23 protein-coding genes are annotated in these 21437 nt (G+C 65.1%); 21 read left to right on the top strand and 2 right to left on the bottom strand.

The features are described from left to right. The 16 genes from bamA to CAG00_RS26835 form a co-directional block, all read left to right on the top strand. The coding region (gene bamA / locus CAG00_RS26910; protein WP_085665760.1) for an outer membrane protein assembly factor BamA at positions 1-1081 on the top strand (1081 nt) is incomplete at its 5' end. Positions 1082-1202: 121 nt separating this feature from the next. Next, positions 1203-1586 carry a hypothetical protein gene (locus CAG00_RS26905; RefSeq protein ID WP_025339227.1) on the top strand — a complete coding sequence of 128 codons (384 nt, stop codon included), beginning with the start codon at positions 1203-1205 and terminating at the stop codon, positions 1584-1586. Between the two features lie 14 nt (positions 1587-1600). Next, a complete protein-coding gene (locus CAG00_RS26900) occupies positions 1601-2566 on the top strand; it encodes an endonuclease (protein ID WP_085665759.1) in 966 nt (321 codons plus the stop codon). Positions 2567-2712: 146 nt separating this feature from the next. After that, on the top strand, positions 2713-3021 hold the full coding sequence (locus CAG00_RS26895) for a hypothetical protein (RefSeq protein WP_075045285.1): 309 nt from the start codon (positions 2713-2715) through the stop codon (positions 3019-3021). A 48-nt stretch (positions 3022-3069) separates the two neighbouring features. Further along, positions 3070-3621 (top strand): YbhB/YbcL family Raf kinase inhibitor-like protein, encoded by a 552-nt coding sequence (locus CAG00_RS26890; RefSeq protein WP_025339230.1) that lies wholly within the window; start codon positions 3070-3072, stop codon positions 3619-3621. A gap of 555 nt (positions 3622-4176) precedes the next feature. Then, positions 4177-5232, top strand: a complete 1056-nt coding sequence (locus tag CAG00_RS26885; RefSeq protein WP_085665758.1) for a 3-deoxy-7-phosphoheptulonate synthase — start codon at positions 4177-4179, stop codon at positions 5230-5232. Between the two features lie 79 nt (positions 5233-5311). Beyond that, entirely contained in the window at positions 5312-5593 is a 282-nt protein-coding gene (locus CAG00_RS26880; RefSeq protein WP_015270259.1) for a peptidylprolyl isomerase, read from the top strand. Positions 5594-5747: 154 nt separating this feature from the next. Beyond that, positions 5748-7547: an extracellular solute-binding protein gene (locus CAG00_RS26875; RefSeq protein WP_085665762.1), complete on the top strand. Its 1800-nt coding sequence runs from the start codon at positions 5748-5750 to the stop codon at positions 7545-7547. Next, a complete protein-coding gene (locus tag CAG00_RS26870) occupies positions 7544-8602 on the top strand; it encodes a microcin C ABC transporter permease YejB (RefSeq protein ID WP_085591089.1) in 1059 nt (352 codons plus the stop codon). The genes CAG00_RS26875 and CAG00_RS26870 overlap by 4 nt, the downstream gene beginning before the upstream one ends. After that, a complete protein-coding gene (locus CAG00_RS26865) occupies positions 8602-9618 on the top strand; it encodes an ABC transporter permease (RefSeq protein ID WP_085665757.1) in 1017 nt (338 codons plus the stop codon). Before CAG00_RS26870 ends, CAG00_RS26865 begins: the two co-directional genes overlap by 1 nt. Before the next feature lie 140 nt (positions 9619-9758). Then, the gene (locus CAG00_RS26860) at positions 9759-11141 is read left to right on the top strand and encodes a sigma-54-dependent Fis family transcriptional regulator (protein WP_085665756.1); all 1383 of its coding nucleotides are present in this window, start codon (positions 9759-9761) and stop codon (positions 11139-11141) included. A 255-nt stretch (positions 11142-11396) separates the two neighbouring features. Then, complete coding sequence (locus CAG00_RS26855) at positions 11397-12788, top strand: GntP family permease (RefSeq protein WP_085665755.1); 1392 nt, start codon at positions 11397-11399, stop codon at positions 12786-12788. Positions 12789-12798: 10 nt separating this feature from the next. Then, positions 12799-13569 carry a 3-hydroxybutyrate dehydrogenase gene (gene hbdH / locus CAG00_RS26850; RefSeq protein WP_085665754.1) on the top strand — a complete coding sequence of 257 codons (771 nt, stop codon included), beginning with the start codon at positions 12799-12801 and terminating at the stop codon, positions 13567-13569. Between the two features lie 55 nt (positions 13570-13624). Continuing rightward, positions 13625-14104: a serine protease inhibitor ecotin gene (gene eco, locus CAG00_RS26845; RefSeq protein ID WP_063914771.1), complete on the top strand. Its 480-nt coding sequence runs from the start codon at positions 13625-13627 to the stop codon at positions 14102-14104. A gap of 148 nt (positions 14105-14252) precedes the next feature. After that, the gene (locus CAG00_RS26840; protein WP_085665753.1) at positions 14253-16205 is read left to right on the top strand and encodes an acetoacetate--CoA ligase; all 1953 of its coding nucleotides are present in this window, start codon (positions 14253-14255) and stop codon (positions 16203-16205) included. Positions 16206-16413: 208 nt separating this feature from the next. After that, the gene (locus CAG00_RS26835; RefSeq protein WP_013972552.1) at positions 16414-16689 is read left to right on the top strand and encodes a peptidylprolyl isomerase; all 276 of its coding nucleotides are present in this window, start codon (positions 16414-16416) and stop codon (positions 16687-16689) included. Positions 16690-16706: 17 nt separating this feature from the next. Here CAG00_RS26835 and CAG00_RS26830 read toward each other — a convergent pair whose 3' ends face one another. Next, positions 16707-17330, bottom strand: coding sequence for a LysE family translocator (locus CAG00_RS26830; RefSeq protein WP_046616681.1), 624 nt, complete (start codon positions 17328-17330; stop codon positions 16707-16709). Between the two features lie 131 nt (positions 17331-17461). On the opposite strand from CAG00_RS26830, the gene CAG00_RS26825 reads away from it, so the two are divergent. Together CAG00_RS26825 and CAG00_RS26820 are read left to right on the top strand one after the other, a co-directional pair. Further along, positions 17462-18271, top strand: a complete 810-nt coding sequence (locus CAG00_RS26825) for an AraC family transcriptional regulator (RefSeq protein WP_085665752.1) — start codon at positions 17462-17464, stop codon at positions 18269-18271. A gap of 227 nt (positions 18272-18498) precedes the next feature. Next, positions 18499-19113, top strand: coding sequence for a LysE family translocator (locus tag CAG00_RS26820; protein WP_085665751.1), 615 nt, complete (start codon positions 18499-18501; stop codon positions 19111-19113). Here the strand turns inward: CAG00_RS26820 and CAG00_RS26815 are convergent. Continuing rightward, entirely contained in the window at positions 19061-19786 is a 726-nt protein-coding gene (locus CAG00_RS26815) for a metallophosphoesterase (RefSeq protein WP_085665750.1), read from the bottom strand. The genes CAG00_RS26820 and CAG00_RS26815 overlap by 53 nt on opposite strands. Positions 19787-19861: 75 nt before the next feature. On the opposite strand from CAG00_RS26815, the gene CAG00_RS26810 reads away from it, so the two are divergent. The 3 genes from CAG00_RS26810 (at position 19862) to CAG00_RS26800 (ending at position 21436) form a co-directional block, all read left to right on the top strand. Then, positions 19862-20377 (top strand): DUF3016 domain-containing protein, encoded by a 516-nt coding sequence (locus tag CAG00_RS26810; protein WP_085665749.1) that lies wholly within the window; start codon positions 19862-19864, stop codon positions 20375-20377. 76 nt (positions 20378-20453) lie between these two features. Further along, positions 20454-21197 (top strand): carbon-nitrogen hydrolase family protein, encoded by a 744-nt coding sequence (locus CAG00_RS26805; protein ID WP_085665748.1) that lies wholly within the window; start codon positions 20454-20456, stop codon positions 21195-21197. After that, positions 21194-21436, top strand: coding sequence for a hypothetical protein (locus CAG00_RS26800; RefSeq protein ID WP_085665747.1), 243 nt, complete (start codon positions 21194-21196; stop codon positions 21434-21436). Before CAG00_RS26805 ends, CAG00_RS26800 begins: the two co-directional genes overlap by 4 nt. The last annotated feature ends 1 nt before the right edge of the window (position 21437 follow it).

Here is a 21437-nt window from a genome sequence, read left to right as displayed (position 1 = left end):
CGTCGGTTTCGCCCAGAGCGCCGGCCTGATCCTCGGTGGTTCGATCAGCCAGAGCAACTTCCTCGGTACCGGTAACAAGGTGTCCATCGGCCTGACCCGCAGTGAGTACCAGACCAAGTACAACTTCGGCTTCACCGACCCCTACTTCACCGCCGATGGCGTCAGCCTGGGCTACAACCTGTTCTACAACAGCACCGACTACAGCGATTACTACGACGACGGCGTTTCCTATTACGCGATCGACAGCTACGGTGCCGGGGTCAGCTTTGGCTACCCGATCAACGAAACCTCGCGCCTGACCTATGGCCTGACCCTGCAGCACGACAATATCTCGCCCGGCACCTACAGCGCCGACGAGATCTACGACTTCATCGCCCGCGAAGGCAAGAGTTTCAACAACCTCAAGGCCTCGATCGGCTGGTCGGAATCGACCTTGAACAAAGGCGTGCTGGCTACCCGCGGCCACTCGCAGAGCCTTACGCTGATGGCCACCACCCCTGGCAGCGACCTGTCGTTCTACAAGCTGGACTACAGCGGCCAGACCTACCTGCCGCTAACCAGCAACACTTCGCTGCGCCTGCATACCAGCCTGGGCTACGGCGACGGCTATGGCTCCACCGACGGGCTGCCGTTCTATGAAAGCTACACCGCAGGTGGGCTGGGTTCGGTGCGCGGGTTCAAGGACGGCAGCCTCGGCCCGCGCAATACCCCGGCCACCGGCACCTACGCCAGCGCAGGACAAGCCTATTACTCCGACCGTGACACCGACGTGCTGGGCGGCAACATCCTGATTGCCGGCGGCGCCGAATACATCTTCCCGTTGCCGTTCGTGAAGGACCAGAGCCAGCTGCGCAGCTCGGTGTTCGTCGATGCCGGCAACGTGTACGCCGACACCTGCTACCTGTCGACCACCCAGGGCTGCGGCAGCGTGGACCTGGCACAGATGGCCGTGTCGCTGGGGGTTGGCGTGACCTGGTACAGCCCAATGGGGCCGTTGAGTTTCAGCCTGGCGGCACCGCTGAAGAAGCCGGATGGGGCAGAAACCCAGATCTTCCAGTTCTCGCTGGGGCAGACCTTCTGATGCCTGATGCCGTAACGCGCTGGCGTTGAGCATTACCCGCTTTTACCCCTGCTTAACCCAAGTTGACAGTGACCTTGCTTAAGCTGGCCAGGACTCGTACCCCGCCCAGCAGGACATGCCCATGCCACCCTTCACACCATGCTTCCCCACTTCACTGCGCCCCGACGAAGTCCCGGTCGCGCTACTCGACCTGGTCCAGCAGCGCCTGGCCGGGCTGCTCGGCCCGCGCTTCACCGTGGTGCTGGGCGGCAGTGGCAACGGTGCCGGGGTCAGCCACTACCACCTGGCAATCCAGCACAACCAGAGCGGTGTTTCCCTGGAGGACACCGGCGCCGTCGGCACCGGCTTCATCGAGCGCCTGCTGCGCATGGCCACCCAACTCAAGGCCATGCTCGACTCGGCCACGTTCAGCAGCATGGGCAGCGACGACCCGCGCCGCCCACTGGTGTGGATCAGCGAGCTGGCCAGCCCCAAGGAAATGATTACAATGCACGCCCCAACCTGAAATATGTTTTCCCCATGAAATCACTGCTTTACGCCGTATCCTTACTGTTTTCCTTTACCCTGCCCGCCCTTGCCAGCCCACCGGCGACCTTCACCGAGGCAAAGGTGGTGGCCAAGCAGAAGGTGTACATGGACCAGGCCAGCAGTGCCATGGGCGACCTGTACTGCGGTTGCAAATGGGCCTGGGTGGGCAAGTCTGGCGGGCGTATCGATGCCGCCTCTTGCGGCTATCAGACACGCAAGCAGCAGAACCGCGCCGAACGCACCGAATGGGAGCACATCGTGCCGGCCTACACCTTCGGCAACCAGCGCCAGTGCTGGAAGAACGGTGGCCGCGAGCATTGCGTGGATGACGACCCGGTGTTCCGCGCCATGGAGGCCGACCTGTTCAACCTGTACCCGGCAGTGGGCGAGGTCAACGGCGACCGCAGCAATTTCAACTACGGCATGGTTGCTGGCAATGCAGGGCAATACGGGCAGTGCTCCACCAAGGTCGACTTCGTGCAGCGTGCTGCCGAACCGCGTGACGAAGTGAAAGGCCTGGTCGCCCGCACCACCTTCTACATGTACGACCGTTACAAGCTGAGCATGTCGCGCCAACAGCAGCAGTTGCTGATGGCCTGGGACAAACAGCACCCGGTGTCGGCCTGGGAGAAAGAGCGTGACCGGCGCATTGCCGCGATCATGGGGCATGCCAACCCCTTCGTGACCGGGGAACGCAAATGGACCGCCAACTACAAGCCGGTCGGTAGTGGCGTGGTGCAAGCGGTGCCGGAAAAGGCCGCCAAGCCCGAATCCAAGCCGAGCCTGGCCAGTGCCGGGTCGGTGGGCGCGGTGCTTGGCAACCGCAACAGCCACGTCTATCACCTTTCCGTCGGCTGCCCGGGCTATACCCAGGTTACCGCGAAGAACCAGGTCACCTTCGCCACAGAGGGTGAGGCGCAGGCAGCGGGTTATCGCAAGGCGGGCAACTGCCGCTGATCGCCTTCCTCGGGGCCTGCGCGGCCCCCTTGCAATCGAGCGGGCTGCACGGCAGCCCGCAACAATGACCATCCGTCGCCCAGACGGCACCCCACTCCCCGCCCCCAGCCCAACGAATGACAGATCATCCGCAAAGGAGACGTTCCATGATCCGCATTCGCCCACTCTCACTGTGCCTTGCCCTTGCCCTTGCCAGCGTCACTGGCACCAGCTTCGCCGCCACCGACACAGACACCGACAGCCGCCCGCAAACCGACCAGTACGGTGGCAAGACCGCCGGTGAAGACAGCAGCGTCAACAGCCCAGGCAGCAGCAAAGCCAACGACAGCAGCGACACCGGCAGCAACAGCGATGCCGCCGACGGCGCCGCTGGTGGCTCCAACAGCACCGGCGAAGCCACCGGCTCCGGCGCCGGGCACTCGGGTGGCACCGCCGAGGACCAGGACAGCCATTGAGGCCGGCCTGGGCTACACTGCGCCGGAACGCCCTGCCAAGGATTCACCATGAACCTCAAACCCTGGCTGCTCGCCGCCCTGCTGCCGTGCAGCGCCCTGGCCGTCGCTGGCGGCCAGGGCGCACTGTCGATCAGCTCTTCGTCGTTCACCGATGGCGGCGTGATCGCCTTGCAACAGGTTGGCCCGGACCCGGCCTGTGGTGCCGGCGAAGAGCGCACCCCGCAACTGAGCTGGGACAACCTCCCCGCAGGCACCCAGTCGCTGGCCCTGATCATGTTCGACCCGGACGGCGGCAAGGGCATTGGCGTGGTCCACTGGATCGCCTACAACATCGACCCGGCCCAGGATGGGTTGAAGGAAGGCGTCGCCGGGCTGACCGGGCAAGGCGTGACCGTGGGGCGCAACTCGCGGGGCACGCTCAGCTACCGCGGCCCCTGCCCACCCGCCGGCGACAACCCGCACCACTACGCACTGACGCTGATCGCCACCGACCTGCCATTGGGCACCCTGCCCGAAGGCCTGGACCGCAGCGGCCTGCTGCAACTGCTGCAAGGCCACGCGCTAGGGGCGCAGAGCCTGGTCGGGCGCTATGGCCATTGAACCGTGCGGTACAAAAACAATTGATCACCCCCATAGCATTTATCCATTGAATGGCCCGGCCGAACTGAAGTAAGCTCGGGCTCATTCACTGGAGAGCAACATGCCGAAACACACCCGCAACCACGCCAACCACACCGGTCGCAGCCTGCGCCCTGTGCTGGCCGTTGCCGGCTGCGTGGCACCTGCCAGCTATTACTTTGGGTATTGGTTTAGCCACTAGGCGCCGATACCCACACGGCGCCCACCTTCGAGGGGCCGCCGAACATGAGAATACTCAAACCCCCGGTCGGCTCCCCGACCGGGGGTTTTGCTTTTCAGGCCTTTGAACAACACCGATTCACATTGAGGACAGATTCATGAACTACGCCACTTATTACTACGCAAACACCTACGCCTGGCGATTTAGCCAATCCCGTTCGGGCCAGCCTGCCGCCTCCGTTCGGTCTTCCACAGGTGGCAATGCAGCAGCCAATACGAATTCAACGATCTGTCGAACACCTCGATAGGGCCGACCATGCGGGCCAGAACCCGCCGTCCGCCCAGGGAAAAAACGCCATGCAAGCTTCCAGCCTCGCCCTGACCCAGCCGCAAGCGGCCAACACCACCGTCAGCCAGCGCCTGCCCAGCCCGCACCTGCTCAAACAGCAAATGCCGCTGTCCAGCGAACTTACCCAGCAAGTCCATGCCCACCGCCAGGCCATCCGCGACATCCTCGAAGGCCGCGACCAGCGCCTGCTGGTGATCGTTGGCCCGTGCTCGATCCACGACCCGCGCTCGGCCCTGGAATACGCCGACCGCCTGGCCGCCCTCAGCCGCGAAGTCGACGACAAGCTGCTGCTGGTGATGCGCGCCTACGTCGAAAAACCCCGCACCACGGTCGGCTGGAAAGGCCTTGCCTACGACCCGCACCTCGATGGCAGCGACGACATGCACGCCGGCATCGCCCTGTCCCGCGGGCTGATGCTGAACATGATCGAACGCGGCCTGCCGGTTGCCACCGAACTGCTGCAGCCAATGGCCGCCGGCTACTTCGATGACCTTCTGGCCTGGGCCGCGATTGGCGCGCGCACCACCGAGTCGCAGATCCACCGCGAAATGGTCAGTGGCCTGGAGCTGCCGGTCGGCTTCAAGAACGGCACCGACGGCGGCATCGCCATCGCCAGCGACGCCATGCGCAGCGCCGCCCACCCGCACCGCCACTTCGGCATGGATGCGCAGGGCTACCCGGCCATCATCGAGACCTTGGGCAACCCGGACACCCACCTGGTGCTGCGCGGCGGCCACAAAGGCCCGAACTTTGACGCCAACAGCATCGCCATGGCCCGTCAGGCGCTGGCCAAGGCAGGGCTGCAGACGCGGATCGTGGTCGATTGCAGCCATGCCAACAGCGGCAAGGACCCGGCGCGCCAGCCGGCGGTTTTCAACGATGTGCTGGAGCAGCGCCTGGCGGGCGACCGCTCGATCGTCGGCGTGATGATCGAAGGGCACCTGTTCGACGGCTGCCAGGCGCTGGGCAAGGGCGCGCTGAAATACGGCGTGTCGATCACCGACGGTTGCCTGGGCTGGGCCTCGACCGAAACCCTGTTGCGCGAGGCGGCACAAAAACTCTAGGCAGCGGGTTGCAAGCCTGGCGAGACATACCCCGGACAAGTGCGCTAGGCTTGCCTTTTTACCCCAAGGAGCAGTACCCATGGCCCGTGCAACCGCCCGCCACATCCTGGTCAGCAGCATCGATAAATGCAACGAACTGAAAGCCCAGATCGAAGCAGGCGCCGACTTCGCTGAAATCGCCAAAGCCAACTCCACCTGCCCGTCCAGCCGCCAGGGCGGTGACCTGGGCTCGTTCGGCCCGGGCCAGATGGTCAAGGAGTTCGACACCGTGGTGTTCAGCGCCCCGATCAATACCGTGCAAGGCCCGGTGAAGACCCAGTTCGGCTACCACTTGCTCGAAGTGACCAGCCGCCAGGACTAAGTCCTCGCAGCCGATGAAATCCCCTGTGGGAGCGGGTTTACCCGCGAATGCGCCTGATCAGGCAACGGCGTTGCATGGACGGACGCATTCGCGGGTAAAGCGCAGCGGCGCACCGCCGCTCCCACAGGTCTTGTGTTGGCTGTTTTTGCTTTGCATTGGCTTCAACGCCCACGCCGCCTCCACCCACGCCCTCACCGTCTACGGCGAAGCCCCCCGCTACAACGCCGGCTTCCAGCATTTCGACTACGTCAACCCCGACGCCCCCAAAGGCGGCATCCTGCGCCGCTCGGCCATCGAGATCGGCCAGTTCGACCATATCCTGCCGTACATCGACAAAGGCATCGGTGTCAGCGAGGTCGATGGCCTGCTGTACGCGCCACTGGCCGTGCGCTCGTTCGATGAACCCTACACCGTCTACGGCCTGATCGCCCGGCGCATGGAGCGCGGCCCGGAGGATGCCTGGCTGCGGTTCGAGATCGACCCGCGCGCCACCTTCGCCGATGGCATGCCGGTGCGCGCCGAGGACGTACGCTTTACCTTCGAGCTGCTGATGAGCAAGGGCAGCCTCAAGTACCGCACCCAGTTCGCCGATGTTGCCGGCGTCATCGTGGAAAGCCCGCACAGCGTGCGCTTCGACTTCAAGCCCGACCACGGCCGCACCCTGCCGCTGGACCTCGCCAGCCTGCCGGTTCTGCCCGAACACGACTGGCAGCAGCGCGATTTTGCCAACGGCGCCGGCTTCGACAAGCCGGTCGGCAGCGGGCCGTACCGTATCGGGCGCATCGACAACGGCCGCAGCATCACCTTCGAGCGCGACGCCAACTGGTGGGCGCGCGATCTGCCGGTCAGCCGTGGCCGCTACAATTTCGACAAGCTGCGCATCGAGTACTTCGGTGATACCGAAGTGGCGCGGCAGGTGCTCAAAGGCGGCGGCTACGACTACAACCGCGAATTCTCCGCCACCGCCTACACCTTGGGCTACAACGGCGCACAACTGGACGACGGCCGCCTGCAGCGCGCCCACCTGGGCCCGGCCAAACCGCAGGTGGCCCAAGGCTTCGTGTTCAACCTCGACCGGCCGCAGTTCAAGGACCGTCGCGTGCGCCAGGCGCTGGGCATGCTATGGGACTACGAGTGGAGCAACCGGCAGATGATGCGCAACATGTACATCCGCCAGCAGAGCGTGTTCTCCAATACCCCGCTGGCCGCCCGCCAATTGCCGGATGCCGGCGAGTTGAAACTGCTCGAACCGTTGCGCGGCAAGGTGCCGGACGAAGTCTTCAGCACCGTGTTCACCGCCCCGGTCACCGATGGTTCGGGGATCATCCGCAAGCAGCAGCTGCAGGCACTGGCGCTGCTCGAACAAGCCGGCTGGCGCCCCGAAGGCGACCGCCTGGTGAACAGCCAGGGCACGCCGCTGGCGTTCACCTTCCTCAACGGCCAGGCGGGCATGGAGCGCCTGCTGCTGCCGTGGAAGCGCAACCTGGCCCAGATTGGCGTGACCCTGGACATCCGCAACGTCGATTCGGCCCAGTACGTCAACCGCCTGATGGCGCGTGACTACGACATGATCGTCACCGGCTACCCGGTCACTCTGTCGCCCGGCGCCGAGCTGTACAACTATTTTGGCTCGGCAGCGGCCCACGACCCTGGGTCGAACAACCTGATGGTGCTGCAGGACCCTGCCGTGGACCACCTGATCGACGGCCTGGTGCGCGCCGACACCCAGGCCGACATGCTGCACCACGCCCATGCCCTGGACCGGGTGCTGCAATGGAACTACTACTGGATCCCCAACTACTACCCACCGGGCAGTTCGACTGCCTGGTGGAACCGCTTCGGCCTGCCCAAGGTCCAGGCTGCCTATGACGAAGGCCTGGACACCTGGTGGGAAGTCAGCCCCACCGCGCTGACCAACGCGCAAATGGCCGAACGCCGGAAATCCTCGCCATGACCACCTACATCCTGCGCCGCCTGTTGCTGATCATCCCGACCCTGCTGGCGATCCTGCTGGTCAACTTTGCCATTGTCCAGGCCGCGCCGGGTGGCCCGGTGGAGCAAGCGGTGGCACGCCTGCAGGGCATCGGCGGCGGCGCTCCCGGTGCCCGGGCCGAGGTGGTGCACGGCGAGTCACGGGCCACCCGTGGCCTGGACCCGAAACTGATCGAGGAGATCAAGCGCCAGTACGGCTTCGACAAGTCCGCCCCCGAGCGCCTGTGGTTGATGCTGGGCCAATACGCCCGGCTGGACTTCGGCAACAGCTTCTTCCGCGGCGCCAAGGTCACCGACCTGATCCTCGACAAGTTGCCGGTCACCCTGTCGCTGGGCTTCTGGGCGACGCTGATCACCTACCTGGTGTCGATCCCGCTGGGCATCCGCAAGGCAGTGCGCCACGGCAGCCGCTTCGATGCCTGGAGCAGTGCACTGATCGTGGTCGGCTATGCCCTGCCCTCGTTCCTGTTCGCCCTGTTGCTGATCGTGCTGTTCGCCGGCGGCACCTCGCTCAGCTGGTTCCCGGTGCGCGGTCTGGTCTCGGACAACTTCGATGAGCTCAGCCTGCTAGGTAAGGTCGCCGACTACTTCTGGCACCTGGTGCTGCCGGTCGGTGCCCTGGTGATCGGCGGCTTCGCCACCCTTACGCTGCTGACCAAAAACGCCTTCCTCGACGAGATTTCCCGGCAATACGTGGTTACCGCCCGCGCCAAGGGGCTGAGCCAACGCCGGGTGCTGTATGGCCACGTGCTGCGCAATGCCATGCTGCTGGTGGTGGCCGGCTTGCCGCAGGCGTTGATCACGGTGTTCTTCGCCGGCTCGTTGCTGATCGAGGTGATCTTCTCGCTCGATGGCCTGGGCCGCATGAGTTACGAGGCGGCCGTGGCGCGGGACTACCCGGTGGTTTTCGGCACGCTGTTCATCTTCACCCTGGCGGGCCTGCTGATCCGCCTGATCGGTGACCTGTCTTACACCCTGCTCGACCCGCGTATCGACTTCGACACGAGGGCGCGCTGATGCTTTCACCGATCTCGCGTCGTCGCCTGCAACGCTTTCGCCGCAACCGCCTCGGCTGGGTTTCGTTGTGGCTGTTCGCCGCCCTTCTGCTGCTGAGCCTGTGTGCCGAGCTGGTGGCCAACGACAAACCGCTGCTGCTGGGCTACAAGGGCGACCTGTACGTGCCGGCGCTAAAGCGCTACACCGAGCAGCAGTTCGGCGGCCAGCTGCCGTTCCAGCCAGACTACCGCAGCGCCTATGTACGCCAGCTGATCGAGCAGCAAGGTGGCTGGATGCTGTTCGCCCCCATCCCGTTCAGCGCCGATACCCCCAACTACGACCTGCAGGTGCCCACCCCCAGCCCGCCGAGCGCGAGCAACTGGCTGGGTACCGACGACCAGGGCCGCGACGTGCTGGCCCGGGTGCTGTATGGCACCCGGGTATCCTTGCTGTTCGCCTTCGCCCTGACCGTGGTCAGCGTGCTGATCGGGGTGGTGGCCGGTGCTTTGCAGGGCTACCACGGCGGCTGGGTCGACCTGATCGGCCAGCGCCTGCTGGAGGTGTGGTCGGGGTTGCCGGTGCTGTACCTGCTGATCATCCTCAGCGGGTTCGTCGAGCCGGACTTCTGGTGGCTGCTGGGGATCATGGCGCTGTTCTCCTGGCTGACCCTGGTGGATGTGGTGCGCGCCGAGTTCCTGCGCGGTCGCAACCTGGAGTACGTGAAGGCCGCAAGGGCGCTGGGGTTGCCAGACAGCCAGGTAATGCTGCGGCACATCCTGCCCAATGCCATGAACGCAACGCTGACCTATGTGCCGTTCATGCTGACCGGGGCGATCACCACCCTGACTGCGCTGGACTTTCTCGGTTTCGGCATGCCGGCCGGGAGTGCTTCGCTGGGAGAGCTGGTGACCCAGGGCAAACAGCACCTGGAGGCGCCGTGGCTGGGCTTTACCGCGTTCTTTGCCCTGGCGGTGATCCTGTCGCTGCTGGTGTTTATCGGGGATGCCTTGCGCGAGGCGTTCGACCCCAGGGGATAGGTTTTCAGGTCTGACCTCTTCGCGGGTAAACCCGCTCCCACAGGGTCACCACAAACCTTGAGGACTGTGGGGTACCTGTGGGAGCGGGTTTACCCGCGAAGAGGCCGGCCCTGCTTTTACAGATTTCAGGATTTCTACCCATGCACGACAGCGACAGCCTCAAGGACTACCCCCAGGTACGGCAACTGGCGATCCGCTCGTTGTTCGAGATCATCGAGCAGTCCAGCGAGGGCACGGTAATCGTCGATCGCCAGGCGCGCATCGTCTGGATGAACGAGCGCTACGCCCGGCGCTTTGGCCTGGCCGACGCCGCCAGCGCCATCGGCCAGCCATGCGAGGCGGTGATCCCGGGTAGCCTGATGCGCGAGGTAGTGAGCAATGGCCGGCCAATCCTGCTGGACATGCTCGACACCCCGAACGAGCCGCTGGTGGTAATGCGCCTGCCCATCCACGACGACCAGGGCGCGCTGATCGGCGCCATCGGCTTTGCCCTGTTCGATGAGTTGCGCAGCCTGTCGCCGCTGCTCAAACGCTACTCCAGCATGCAGCAGGAACTGGCCTCGACCCGCTCGCAATTGCGCGCCCGCCAGGCCAAGTACAGCTTCGCCCAGTTCGTCGGCAGCAGCGCCGCCAGCCTGGAGGCCAAGCGCCGCGCCCGGCGTGGCGCAAGCAGTGATTCGCCGGTGCTGCTGCTGGGCGAAACCGGCACCGGCAAGGAACTGCTGGCCCATGCCATCCATGCGGCGTCGGCGCGGGCGCACAAGGCGTTTGTCAGCATCAACAGTGCGGCCATCCCCGAGACACTGCTGGAAGCCGAATTCTTCGGCACCGCACCCGGCGCCTTTACCGGCGCCGATCGCAAGGGCCGCAGCGGCAAGCTGCAACTGGCCGAAGGCGGCACGCTGTTCCTCGACGAGATCGGCGACATGCCGCTGGCCCTGCAGAGCAAGCTGCTGCGGGTGTTGCAGGAGAAGGAGTACGAGCCGGTAGGCTCGAACCAGATGCTGCGCAGTGATGTACGCATCATTGCCGCCACCTCCATCGACCTGCAGGCCGCCATCGCCCGCGGGGCATTCCGCGCCGACCTGTATTACCGGCTGAATGTGCTGCCGATCGAGGTGCCGCCACTGCGGCAACGGCTGGAGGACCTGCCGGCGCTGTGCGAGGCCATCCTGGGCGAACTGGGCAGCCAGTATGAGCTCGAGGCCGAAGCGCAGCAGCTATTGGCGCGGCATGCATGGCCGGGGAACATTCGCGAGCTGCGCAATGTGCTGGAGCGGGCCACGCTGCTGGCGGATCAGCCGCGGTTGGGGGTGGCGGATCTACGGGCGGCATTGGGGCCGTTGAGCCCGGTGGCGGCGGAACCCGGGCGTCAGACTTACCGAGAAGCGTGCGAGCAGTTTGAACGCAGGCTGATTGCCGAAGCGTTGGCCGAGCATGAGGGAAATGTGCCAGAGACTGCGGCAGCGTTAGGGTTGGGGCGATCGACCTTGTACAAGAAGATGGTAGCGCTTGGTCTCTGATTGGAGACTTATGTTTCCATTTTGAGATTGCCCTCGATCGCGACACAAGGCCGCTCCTACAGGAGATCGCGGTGCACTTGTAGGAGCGGCCTTGTGTCGCGATGGGCCGCAAAGCGGCCCCAAAATCTCAAGACAGAGACAAAAATTCGGTAGAAAACAAAATACCCATATAAATCAATGAGTTAAAAACTGGCACGATTCCCGCTATCTCCTGTTCACCGATAAAAACAAGACTCACCCAGGAGACCCACCCCGATGACCGTGCTCATCGCCCTAGCCGCTCTGGCCCTGCTGATGCTGGCTGCCTACCGCGGTTACAGCGTAATCCTCTTCGCCCCCATCGCCGCCCTCGGGGCGGTACTGCTCACCGACCCGTCCGCCATGGCCCCCGCATTCACCGGGGTGTTCATGGAGAAAATGGTCGGTTTCATCAAACTCTACTTCCCGGTGTTCCTGCTGGGCGCCGTGTTCGGCAAGCTGATCGAGCTGTCCGGCTTCTCGCGCTCGATCGTCGCCGCCGCCATCCGCGTGCTCGGCACCCGCCAGGCGATGCTGGTGATCGTGCTGGTATGCGCCCTGCTCACCTACGGTGGCGTGTCGCTGTTCGTGGTGGTGTTCGCGGTGTACCCGTTCGCCGCCGAGATGTTCCGCCAGAGCAATATCCCCAAGCGCCTGATCCCGGCAACCATCGCCCTGGGCGCGTTCTCGTTCACCATGGATGCCCTGCCCGGCACCCCGCAGATCCAGAACATCATCCCCAGCACCTTCTTCAACACCACCGCCTGGGCCGCGCCCTGGCTGGGCCTGATCGGCACGCTGTTCGTGTTCTGCACCGGCATGGCCTACCTGCAGCGCCAGCGCAACAAGGCCCAGCGCGCCGGTGAAGGCTATGGCAGCGACTTGCGCAACGAACCGGAAACCGCTGCCGACCTGGCGCTGCCCAACCCCTGGCTGGCCCTGTCGCCGCTGCTGCTGGTGGGGGTGATGAACCTGCTGTTCACCCACTGGATCCCGCAGTGGTACGGCCCCAGCCACAGCCTGCAACTGCCCGGCATGAGCGCGCCGGTACAAAGCGATGTGGCCAAGCTCACAGCCATCTGGGCGGTGCAGGCGGCGTTGCTGGTGGGCATCCTGATGGTGCTGGTGTGTGCCTTCGGCGCCATCCGCACCCGCCTGGCCGAAGGCACCAAAAGCGCCGTGGGCGGCGCCTTGCTGGCGGCCATGAACACCGCCTCGGAATACGGCTTTGGCGCGGTGATCGCCTCGCTGCCGGGCTTCCTGGTGTTGGCCGATGCCCTGCGCGGCATCCCCAACCCACTGGTCAACGAAGCCATCACCGTGACCTTGCTGGCCGGCATCACCGGCTCTGCCTCGGGCGGCATGAGCATCGCCCTGGCGGCCATGGGCGACAGCTTCATCGCCGCCGCCAATGCCGCCAACATCCCGCTCGAAGTGCTGCACCGAGTGGCCGCCATGGCCAGCGGGGGCATGGACACCCTGCCGCACAACGGTGCGGTCATCACCCTGCTGGCCGTGACCGGGCTGACCCACCGCGAGGCCTACAAGGACATTTTCGGTATTACCCTGATCAAGACCCTGGCGGTGTTCGTGGTCATCGCCACGTTCTACGCCACCGGCATCGTCTAAGGAGCTTTGCATGACCCTCAAAGGCAAGACCGCACTCGTCACCGGTTCCACCAGCGGCATCGGCCTGGGCATTGCCCAGGTGCTGGCCCGCGCGGGCGCCAACATCGTGCTCAACGGCTTCGGCGACCCTGGCCCGGCGCTGGCCGAGATCGCCCGGCACGGGGTAAAGGCAGTCCATCACCCGGCCGACCTGTCGGACGTGGCCCAGATCGAAGCGCTGTTCGCCCTGGCCGAGCGCGAGTTCGGCGGCGTCGACATTCTGGTCAACAACGCCGGCATCCAGCACGTGGCGCCGGTGGAGCAGTTCCCGCTGGAAAGCTGGGACAAGATCATCGCCCTCAACTTGTCGGCCGTGTTCCATGGTACGCGCCTGGCCCTGCCCGGCATGCGAGCGCGCAACTGGGGGCGCATCATCAACATCGCCTCGGTGCACGGCCTGGTCGGCTCCACCGGCAAGGCGGCCTATGTGGCGGCCAAGCACGGCGTGGTCGGCCTGACCAAGGTGGTGGGCCTGGAAACCGCCACCAGCAACGTCACCTGCAATGCCATCTGCCCTGGCTGGGTGTTGACCCCGCTGGTGCAGAAGCAGATCGACGATCGTGCTGCCAACGGTGGCGATCCGCTGCAAGCGCAGCGCGATCTGCTGGCAGAAAAACAGCCATCGTTGGCCTTCGTCACCCCCGAACACCTGGGTGAGCTGGTACTATTCCTGTGCAGCGAGGCCGGTAGCCAGGTTCGCGGTGCCGCCTGGAACGTCGATGGTGGCTGGTTGGCCCAGTGACGGGCGGCCTGGGCCTGGCGACGGTCTTGCATTCGTTTATCTGCAAGGAGGCCCTATGCGCCCAACCCCGATGACCGCGATCCTGGCCCTGACCCTGGCTGCCGCCGCACCTGCGATGGCAGCCAGCCTGAAGGACGTCGCGCCCTACCCCGAGGCGGAAAAAGGCTTCACCCGGCAGGTCATCCACCTGCCGGCCCAGGCTGATGAGTCGGCCTATCAACTGGAAATCCTCGCTGGCAAGACCCTGAAGGTGGACTGCAATCGCCAGCGCCTGGGCGGCAGCCTGGAGGAACGTACCCTGGAAGGCTGGGGCTACAGCTACTACCGCCTGGACAAGGTCAGCGGCCCGGTCAGCACGCTGATGGCCTGCCCCGATGGCAAGAAGACCGAGGCCTTCGTGCCAGTGGTCGGTGAAGGGTTCATGCTGCGCTACAACAGCAAGCTGCCGGTGGTGGTGTATGTGCCCAAGGACGTCGAAGTGCGCTACCGCGTCTGGACCGCGTCGCAGGACGTGCAAAAGGCTAAAGTAGAGTAACGCGCAAGCCCCTGCTGCCAGGGGGCTTCTTCGCGGGCACGCCCGCTCCCACAGGCTGTCACCAGGCTGGACATCTACGCTGTTCCTGTAGGAGCGGGCGAGCCCGCGAAGGCGCCCTCGAATCCAAATGATCATCTGGAGGTTCGGCATGAACGATGTGCTCTGGCGCCCCTCCACGGCGCAGATCGAGGCCAGCCGGATGGATGCCTTCCGCCGCCGGGTCAACCTGCGCTACAACCTGCAACTCGACGACTACCAAGCGCTGCACCGCTGGAGCATCGAGCAGCGCCCTGCCTTCTGGCAAACCCTTGCCGACTATTTCCACGTTCACTGGCATACCCCGCCGAGCCAGGTGCTCAGCGAAGGGCCGCAGATGCCCGATGCCCAGTGGTTCAGCAACGCCACCCTCAACTTCGCCGAACACCTGCTGCGCCGCCGCGACGACCGCCCGGCCCTGGTCGCCGTGCGCGAAGACGGCCAACGCCAGCTGTTCACCCATGCCCAGCTGGCGGCCCAGGTGGCCGGCCTGCAAACAGCCTTCAAGGCCGCCGGCATCGTCCCCGGCGACCGGGTAGCCGCGGTCATGCCCAATACCTGGCAGACACTGGTCGCCATGCTTGCCTGCACCAGCCTCGGTGCGGTGTGGTCCAGCTCCTCGCCCGAGTTTGGCGTACACGGCATCATCGACCGCTTCGGCCAGATCGAGCCCAAGCTGCTGATCGCCTGTGCCGGGTACCAGTACGCCGGCAAGGCCATCGACCAGGTGGACAAGGTCAACCAGGTGTGCGCGCAGCTGCCCGGGCTGCAACGGCTGATCGTGGTGCCCCATACCCGCAGCGGGACGCGCGCCGACGAATTCCAGGCCGCCAACGTCAGCCTGTGGGACGAGTTCTTTCAGCCCGGCGGCGAGCCCCGCTTCACCCCGCTGCCCTTCGACCACCCGCTGTACATCCTGTACTCCAGCGGCACCACCGGTGTGCCCAAGTGCATCGTCCACCGCGCCGGCGGCGTGTTGTTGCAGCACCTGAAGGAACATGGCCTGCACAACGATCTGAAGGCCGATGACGTACTGTTCTACTACACCACTTGCGGCTGGATGATGTGGAACTGGCTGGCCAGCGGCCTGGCGGTGGGCGCCACGCTGGTGCTGTACGACGGCTCGCCGTTCCATCCCGGCCCCGAGCGGCTGCTGGACCTGATCGACGCCGAGGGCATCCAGGCCTTCGGTACCAGCGCCAAGTACCTGGCAGCATTGGAGCAGGCGGGCCTGGAGCCTGCGGCAAGCCACCGCCTGGAACGCTTGCGCCTGCTGCTGTCCACCGGCTCGCCGCTGTCGCCACACAGCTACGACTACGTGTACCGCAAGATCAAGGCCGACCTGTGCCTGGCGTCGATGTCCGGCGGCACCGATATCGTCTCCTGCTTCGTGCTGGGCAACCCGACCCTGCCAGTGCGCCGTGGCGAGATCCAGTGCAAGGGCCTGGGCATGGCGGTGGAAGTGTGGAACGAGCATGGCCAGCCGGTGCAGGGCGAAAAAGGCGAGCTGGTGTGCACGCGCGACTTCCCGTCGATGCCGCTGGGGTTCTGGAAGGATACGGACGGCAGCCGCTATCACGACGCCTACTTCAGCCAGTTCCCGGGGGTGTGGGCCCAGGGCGACTATGCCGAACAGCGTGCCGACGGCGGGCTGGTGATTCATGGCCGCTCCGATGCCGTGCTCAACCCCGGCGGGGTGCGCATTGGCACGGCGGAGATCTACCGGCAGGTGGAAAAGGTCGAGCAGGTGCTGGAAAGCGTGGCCATCGGCCAGGACTGGCAAGGCGACGTGCGGGTGGTGCTGTTCGTTCGCCTGCGTGACGGCCTGCAGCTGGATGAGGCCCTGCGCCAGCACATCCGCCAGGTGATCCGCCAGTACACCACCCCCCGCCATGTACCGGCGGTGATCGCCCAGGTCGATGACATCCCGCGTACCATCAGCGGCAAGCTGGTGGAGTTGGCGATTCGCAATGTGGTGCATGGCTTGCCGGTGAAGAACACCGACGCCCTGGCCAACCCCGAGGCACTGGAGCAGTTCCGGGATCGGGAGGAGTTGCAAACCTGACCCTTGTAACCGTCCCTGTAGGAGCGGCCTTGTGTCGCGATGGGGCGCGAAGCGGCCCCAGGTTTTCAGCTTCGCAGCACAGGTTGCCGGGGCCGCTTCGCGCCCCATCGCGACACAAGGCCGCTCCTAACAAGGACGCGTAATCGCCTCAGCACAATACTATGAGGCATAATGCCCACCTTTTTCGCCCCCGAAGCACAGGTACCCCATGAAAGCCCAAGCCCGCCACATCCTGGTCAAGACCGCTGACGAAGCCGAAAAGCTCAAGCAGCGCATCGCCAATGGCGAGGCTTTCGACGTGCTCGCAAAAAAGTTCTCCACCTGCCCTTCGGGCAAGCGTGGCGGCGACCTGGGTGAAATCCGCCCCGGGCAGATGGTCGGCGCCATCGACCAGGTGATCTTCAAGAAGCCCCTGCGCGTGGTGCACGGGCCGATCAAGAGCAAGTTCGGTTATCACCTGGTGCAGACGTTCTACCGCGACTAAGTGCCGAGTACGCAGTTCTAGCGCCGCGCAGCCAGCAGCCCGAGACCGGCGCAGCCCAGCAATGAGGCGCTGACCCGATTGAACAGCCGGCGTGGGCCGGGCTGGCTGAACCAGCGCTGCAGGTACGCCCCCAGGCCGGCGTAGATGGCGATGGCGGCCCATTCCAGCAAAAGGAACAACACACCCAGCCAGAGGAACTGCTCGCTCACCGGGGTGGCGCTGCCGACCGAGACGAACTGCGGCAGGAAGGCGGTGAAGATCAGGATTGCCTTCGGGTTACCAGCGGCCACCCAGAACTCCTGACGTGCCAGGCGCCAGGTGCCGCGTGGGTGATCGCTTGCCACCACCGCCTCGCCCACCGGTGCCCGCCACAGTTGCCAGGCGATATAGAACAGGTACGCCGCCCCCACCACCTTGATGGCCAGGAACAGGTATTCGCTGGTGTGCAGCACCACTGCCAGGCCCATGGCCGCCAGGGCGATCATGCCGCTGAAGGCGACGATGCGCCCGCCGCCGGCCACGCAGGCCGTGCGCAGGCCGTAACGGCTGGCATTGTGCAGCGACAGCAGGTTGTTCGGCCCCGGCGCCATGTTCAGGGCGAAGCAGGCAGGAATGAAAAGCAGCAGGCTTGAGAGGTCCATTATTGTTTTCCTTTGGCAACAGGCGTCTATTTCGGCGGGTAGCGGGCCTTGCGGTCAAGTTACAGCCAGCGGAAAAAACTGTATGGGTGCGCGGCGCCTGATAAGCTGCCGCGCATACCGAGGACCCTGTGATGCCCCGTTCCCATGCCGCGCTGTGGCGCGACCCGGCCCTGCCGCATGTCGAAAGCCGCCGCGCCTGCCATAGCCGCGCCTGCTACAAGCCCCACAGCCACCCGACATTTTCCATCGGTGTGGTGGACGCCGGGTACAGTCATTTCACCGGTGCCGGCAACGGCCAGCAACGCCTGACACCCGGCACGCTGGTGCTGGTCCCGGCCCGCCGGGTACATGCCTGCAACCCAGAGCCCGGGCAGGCGTGGAGCTACCAGATGCTGCACGTGGATGCCGACTGGCTGGCACAGCTGCACCTGGAGTCCGGGCTGGAGGGTGCCGGGCCCGGCGAGCCGGCACGTATCTGCCAGGTGCCGGAGGTGTATCGGCAGTTCTGCGAAATGAACAGTCTGCTGTTCTCCAACGCCAGCAGTGGTGAGAAGGATGCGGCGCTGATTGCCTTTCTGGGTGACCTGGACTTTGCCAGGCACGCGCCGCTGGCACCGGCACCGGCCCTGGGGGCGACCGCGTTGAGTGGGCTGATCGCTCACATCGAAGGCCAGGACCCGGCGCAGTTGAGCCTGGCGGTACTGGCCCGGCAGGCCGGGCTTGGGCGCTACCAGTTGATTCGCGCATTTCGCGCGGCCACCGGGTTTACACCGCATGCCTACCTGCTCAATGCCCGGGTCAACCGTGGGCGGCAATTGTTGGGTGAAGGGCAGGCACTGGCGGAGGTGGCCTATCGGCTCGGGTTTGCCGACCAAAGCCATTTCCAGCGGGTGTTCAAGGCCCATGTGGGGGTGACACCGGGGCAGTATCGGGGAGACTGAAGGCCTGCGCGGTCTGTGTAGGAGCGGCCTTGTGTCGCGAAAGGGCTGCGCAGCAGCCCCGGCAATCTGTGCTGCGGAGCTGAAAACCTGGGGCCGCTTCGCGCCCCATCGCGACACAAGGCCGCTCCTACAGTTACCGCGCCTGCTGGTTAGGCCTGCAATATTGTTCAATACGGCATGAGCGCCGAGGGGCAGAGTCAGGCTTTACGCCAGAGCAACCTCACCCAATGCAACAGTTCCTGATCATCGCCCTCGCCCACTTCCTCGCCCTGCTCTCTCCCGGCCCGGACTTCTTCCTGGTCGCACGCACCTCGGTCAACGCCGGCTGGCGTGTCGCGAGCGGCGCCTGCCTGGGTATCGCCCTGGCCAATGGCGTGTTCATCGCCATGGCTTTCACCGGCCTGTCGGTACTGCAGGAAGGCAGCCTGCTGTTCACCGCCCTGCAACTGGCCGGCGCCGGCTACCTGCTGTACATCGGCACCCTGTTCCTGCGCCATGCCGGGCAAACCAGCCTGGGCGCAGTCGCTGGCAAGCAGACCGCCCAAGGGTGGTGGCGGGGATTGGGCATGGGGTTCCTGTCCGGCATCCTCAACCCCAAGAATGCGCTGTTCTATGCCAGCCTGGTCAGCATGGTCGCCAGCGCCAGCATTGCCTGGAAAGCAACCTGTGCCTTGTGGATGTTCAGCATCGTGCTGCTGTGGGACCTGCTGGTTGCCCTGGCCATCGGCAACCCGCTGGTGCTGCGGCGCTTCGCCCGCTGCCTGCCTTGGCTGGAGCGGGCCTCCGGGATCATGCTGGTGCTATTGGCTGCGGCACTGTTGTTTCACCTGGCCTGGGGCTGACCAGTTGCAGGGTCCGCATGTCCATCAAGGTGAAATGGCCACTGGCCCAACCCCCGGTATCCAGGTGCCAGACATTGCCCAACTGCTTGGCCTCCAGTACCGGCGTGTGGCCCACCAACAAGGCACGCAGGCCCTGCACGGGCTCGGTATCACCTACCTTCAACCGCCGCCGCGACCATTGGCACACCTCCCGTACTTGCGGGTCGTCCTCCAGTTCCAGCCAGGTCCTCAACACCGTCCAGTCGGCATATGGGCTATCGGCATGCAGCAGCCCTACCAGGCCCGCTGCACTTTCAACCTCTATCGCAATCGGCAGCTGCTCGAAGCGCTCCACGAAACGCAACTGCTCGCCCCGCGGCAGGTCAAGAAACCAGCCACCCCCGGCGGCGCGGTACATGTCCAGATCGAGCCGCCCGCCGCGCACGCGGGTGATTGCCAGGGCCTCGTGATTACCCTGCACGGCATGGAACCAGGGCTGCGCCAGCCATTCCAGCGCCGCCTCGCTGTCCGGGCCACGGTCGACCAGGTCCCCCACACTGAACAGGCGGTCCACGGCCGGATCGAACCCCACCGCATCCAGGCATTGCTGCAGGCGCTGGAAGTGACCATGGATATCGCCCACCGCCAGGTCACGCCCCCGCAGGTTGGCAATCAGACGCCGAAACCGTGCCATTACAATCTTCCTCTGCTGGTAGCGCCATGCCAGGGGTAAAATGGAGGCACACGCAATCTGCCCCGGAGGTGCATCATGCGTACCGCCCTCGTGTGTGCCGTGCTCATGGCGCTGTCATTGGACAGCATGGCACAAGGTGCCCCGGCCGCGCAGGTCGAGGTACGTTTCGAGCATCCGGAAAAATTCCGCGATGCCAGCCTCGACAGCCACGGGTACGAGCGTGGCGCCGACGCCTATGTGATGAAAACCCTGACCCAGTACCTGCAGAAGCTTGGCCAACGCTACCTGCAACCTGGCCAGCAACTGGTCATCGACATTCGCGACATCGACCTGGCCGGGCGTTTCGAGCCCTGGCACAGCCAGGCCTACGATGTACGTTACATGCGCGAAATCACCTGGCCGACCATCGACCTCAGCTACACCCTCAGCCAACCGGGCAAACCCGACCAGCAGGCGCAGGAACGGGTCAGCGACAAGATGTACCTCAGCCGCCCGGGCCGGGTCACGAGCAGCAGCGACCGCCTGTATGCCGAAAAGGCCATGCTCAACGACTGGTTCCGCCAGCGCTTCGCCGTCCACCCGGCATCCTGAAAATCCCTTCACTGGTACAGGCGTTGGTGCCGGTAGTATGCTCGGCCCTTCAACCTGTACCAGGGAAGGGTTTTTCATGAAGTTGTGCGCCGTGCAACTGGCGTCGCTCAAGGGCGATGTGCAAGCCAACCTCGAACGCCACCTGGCCTGCATCGAACAGGCCGCAGCACTTGGCGCCGAACTGGTGGTGTTCCCCGAACTTTCGCTTACCGGCTATGAGCCAACCCTCGCGCGCCAGGCAGCCCTGCCTGTCAGTTCGGCGCGGCTGGACCCGCTGCAGGCAGCGTGCGACCGGTTTGGTATCACCGTGGCCGCGGGCCTGCCACTGCCGGCACCCGATGGCATCCGCATCGGCATGCCAATCCTCAGCCCCGGTGCACCGCGCCAGGCCTATGCCAAGCGGCGCCTGCATGATGATGAACTGCCCTGGTTCACCCCAGGCGATCAAGCCTTGCTGCTGCAGGTAGGCGCGCACCGGGTAGCGCCTGCGATCTGCTACGAATCGATGTTCATGGCGCATGCGGCAGCCGCACGGGAACACGGCGCCGACCTGTACCTGGTCAGCGTGGCGAAAACCGCCAAGGGCATCCGCGAGGGTTACCAGCACTACCCCGAGGTGGCTCGTGAGCTGGGCATGACGGTGTTGCTGGCCAACTGCGTGGGGCCGGCCGATACCTTCATTGGTGCCGGCGGCTCGGCGGCCTGGGACAGCCAGGGGCGCTTGCTGGCCAGCCTGGACGACCACAGCGAAGGGCTGATCGTGCTGGACACCGCCAACGCCAGTGCCATGGCGGTGCCCCTGGACCCACACCCGGCATGATCTATCTGTTTCTGGCGTTGCTGAGCTATGCCTGTACCTACTACCTGACGGGTCTGCTCGTCCAGGGGCAACTGGCCGATGTGGCCGAGGGTTTGCGCCACCGGCCCGACGCGCCGACACCTGGCGAGTACCTGCGCGCAGTCAAGCCCCATGCGCGCCGGGTCCATCGGCAGTACACCCTGATGGCCGGCTCGGCGTTGGCCGTGCTGGTCTGCCTGGTCGCCAGCTGGTTCTGCTGAC

The sequence above is a fragment of the Pseudomonas sp. B5(2017) genome, from assembly GCF_002112825.1.
Lineage (GTDB): Bacteria > Pseudomonadota > Gammaproteobacteria > Pseudomonadales > Pseudomonadaceae > Aquipseudomonas > Aquipseudomonas putida_Z.
This window is presented reverse-complemented; position numbering and strand designations above follow the sequence as displayed.